The organism is Thermoanaerobaculia bacterium, assembly GCA_035260525.1.
Classification (GTDB): Bacteria; Acidobacteriota; Thermoanaerobaculia; order UBA5066; family DATFVB01; genus DATFVB01.
Genome location: DATFVB010000154.1, coordinates 1 through 2,758, shown reverse-complemented (window position 1 = coordinate 2,758; position 2,758 = coordinate 1). Strand labels below are relative to the sequence as shown.

Annotated in this window: 3 protein-coding genes; all 3 read right to left on the bottom strand. The window is 73.5% G+C overall.

What is annotated here, in order from left to right:
• Positions 1-476: 476 nt before the first annotated feature.
• The gene (locus VKH46_07285; protein HKB70632.1) at positions 477-1,334 is read right to left on the bottom strand and encodes an ABC transporter permease; all 858 of its coding nucleotides are present in this window, start codon (positions 1,332-1,334) and stop codon (positions 477-479) included.
• Entirely contained in the window at positions 1,331-2,215 is an 885-nt protein-coding gene (locus VKH46_07280) for an ABC transporter permease (protein ID HKB70631.1), read from the bottom strand. The genes VKH46_07285 and VKH46_07280 overlap by 4 nt, the downstream gene beginning before the upstream one ends.
• A gap of 272 nt (positions 2,216-2,487) precedes the next feature.
• Positions 2,488-2,758, bottom strand: a 271-nt coding sequence (locus VKH46_07275; GenBank protein HKB70630.1) for a heme ABC transporter ATP-binding protein, incomplete at its 5' end; no start/stop codon positions are given.

The window sequence follows — 2,758 nt, the reverse complement described above, 5'->3', positions numbered from 1 at the left end:
TACGCTCGTCGGTACGCCTTAGGCGCCGGCCGGCCACCCGCATCCCGGCGGGCTCGCGCCTCGCCGCTCGCGGCGTCTATTCGCGATTCCGCGACGGACGCTCGCTTTGGGGGGGGATGAAGCGGCGCTGCGCGCCGCGGCACGTTTCTGATGCTCGATCTGAATTGAGTTGCGTTGCGGCCCCTGGCAGGAATAGGCAGGCGCGGCGACTTGTCGCGCCGAAGCTTCAGCGAAGGCGGATGCATCGAGGACGGCGCGGCCGAGTTGAAGCGATCGCGTCCCGCGTCGCTTAACTCGGCCGTTTCATGCGCTGGACCGCAACTCTCGAGATGTCGTTATGAGGCGCGCTCGAGACGCGGTGAGACGCGAGCGCGCCGGGATGCGGGGCGCCCCGCGGGACCCGCAGGCGTACCGAAAGCGTACGTCGGAGGGCCACGCGGGCGGCACGCGCCCGGCCGGCTCGATGTATCGCCGCGTCAGCTCTTGCCGAGATCGGCCGGCGCCCGGCTCTTACCCGCCCTGACCGCGAGCGCGGCGAGCGAGAGGACATACGGGAGCATCAGGAGCGCCTGAGGGGGGATGCCGAGCGTCCCGCGCGCCTGGAGCTGATACTGCATCGCCTGCAGGAGTCCGAACCCGAGGCACGCGGCGGCGACCGGCACCGGCTTCCACCGGCCGAACGCGACGAGCGCGAGCGCCACGAATCCGCGGCCGGCGGTCATTCCCTCGAGGAACGTGTCCGAGAGCTCGAGGGTGAGCGCGGCGCCGGCCAGGCCCGCGAGCGCTCCGCCGGCGATCGTCGCGGAGAATCGGTACGTCCTCGTCGGGATCTTGAGCGCGGCGGCGTCGGCGAGCGACTCGCCGGTCGCCCGCAGGCGCAGGCCCCACGTCGTCCGGAAGAGGAAGAGGAACGCGGCCGCCACCGACGCCAGGGCCGCCAGATCGAGAACGGTCAGGGGTCCCGCGACGCGGGGAAGGAGCGGCGCGGTCCCGGCGGAGCGCGCGCGCAGCAGCACACCCGTCGCCCCGAGCACGACGAGGTTGACGGCGGTCCCCGCGACGATCGGGTCCGCCCGGCGGAAAACGACGAACGCGCCGAAGAGCGCGGCGACGGCGGCTCCCGCGGCCGCGGCCGCTCCGGCTCCCGCGAGCGGCGATCCGGAAGACTGCCCCGCGGCCCACGCGGCGAACGCGCCGGCGAGCATCTCTCCTTCGATCCCGATGTCGAGGATCCCCGCCTTTTCCCGGACCGTCTCACCCACGGCCGCCAGCAGCAGCGGAGTCGCGGCGGTGATCCCCGACACGAGGACGGCCGCGACGAGCGCGGCGCTCACGCGGACGCCTCCGTCCGCCTCGCCCGGCGGCGAATTCCCGGGATCGCGAGGGCGGCGAGGACGAGGCCGCCTTCGATGACGAGCGCGCTCGCCGCGGAGATCCCGGCCCGGCGCTGGAGGAGGGAGCAGAAAACGTTGACGAACCCGAACACGGCCGCGGCCGCGGCGGCGCCGAGCGGCGAAAGCTGCCCGACGACGGCGACCGCGAGGCCGAGGTAGCCGTAGCCCGGGGAGAACGAGTCGAAGAGCCGGCCCGTCACTCCGAGGAGCTCGACGGCGCCCCCGAGCCCCGCGGCGGCGCCGGCCGCGAGGAACGCGAACGTCCGGACCGCCGGCACGTCGATTCCCGCGAACTCGGCCGCGCGGGGACCGGCGCCCGCGGCGAGCAGCCGGAAGCCGTTCTTCGTGCGTCGGAGGAAGAAGGCGAGCGCGGCGGCGAGGAGGACGGCGATCGCGATCCCGGCGTGCAGGCGCGTGCCGGGAAGCAGGACCGGGAGCCGCGCCGCCTCCGGCACCGCGTCGCTCTGCGGGAAGGTCCGCGCGCGTTCCTGGAGGAACCCGTGCACCGCCACCGAGACGAGACCGGCGGCGACGAAATTGAGGAGGATCGTCGCGAGGACGTCGAGGACCCCGCGGCGCCGGACGAGCCACGCCGCGATTCCCGCCCACACCGCTCCGGCCACGATCCCCGCCGCGATGGCCGCCGCGTCGAGCGCCGGACCGGAGCCGGTCCGCCGGGTCGCGACCGCGGCCGCGGCGAGCGCCCCCGCGAGAAACTGTCCTTCCGCGCCGACGTTGACGATCCCCGCTTTCCACGCGACCAGGAACGAGATCGCGCAAAAGAGGAGCGGCGAGCCCTTGACGAGGGCCTCCGCGATCATCGGGTTGCCGGCAGGTTGCTGAAAGAGGGTCCGGGGCGGGGTTGCGAGCGCCGCGGGCTCGAATGCAAGACGCCGCGGCGAAGGCGATGCCGGAAGCATCGTCTAGCCGCGGCAACGCAGCAGGCGAGCCGGCGCCGCCGCAACCTGTCGGTGGCGCGTGGTCTTGCCGTTTGCGCGTTATCCGGATCCGGCGCCAGGTCGTTTCGCCTTGAGCGCCGCTCGATCGTGCGAACGACTTGCAAGACTCGCGACACGCCGCCCGGACTCATCTTTCAGCAGCCTGCCATACCGATCATCGCGCGGCCGATCCGGTCGAGCGGGGTGTCCGGAGGAAGCGCCGCCGACAGCCGGCCCCGGTAGAGCACGTGAATCGCGTCGCCGACCGTCCTCGCGTCGTCGAGGTCCGCCGTGACGAGGAGGACGGCGCCGCCGCGGTCCGCGACGGCGGCGAGAGCGGCGAGCGTCGATCGAGACGCCGCGAGATCGAGGCCGCGCGTGGGAGACACCGCGAGGAGAAACCGCGGATCGCGGGAGAGCTCCCTC

Bases quoted from the DNA above. Each gene is read 5' to 3' on its own strand.
- VKH46_07280 (HKB70631.1), bottom strand. From the start codon at position 2,215: ATGATCGCGGAGGCCCTCGTCAAGGGCTCGCCGCTCCTCTTTTGCGCG.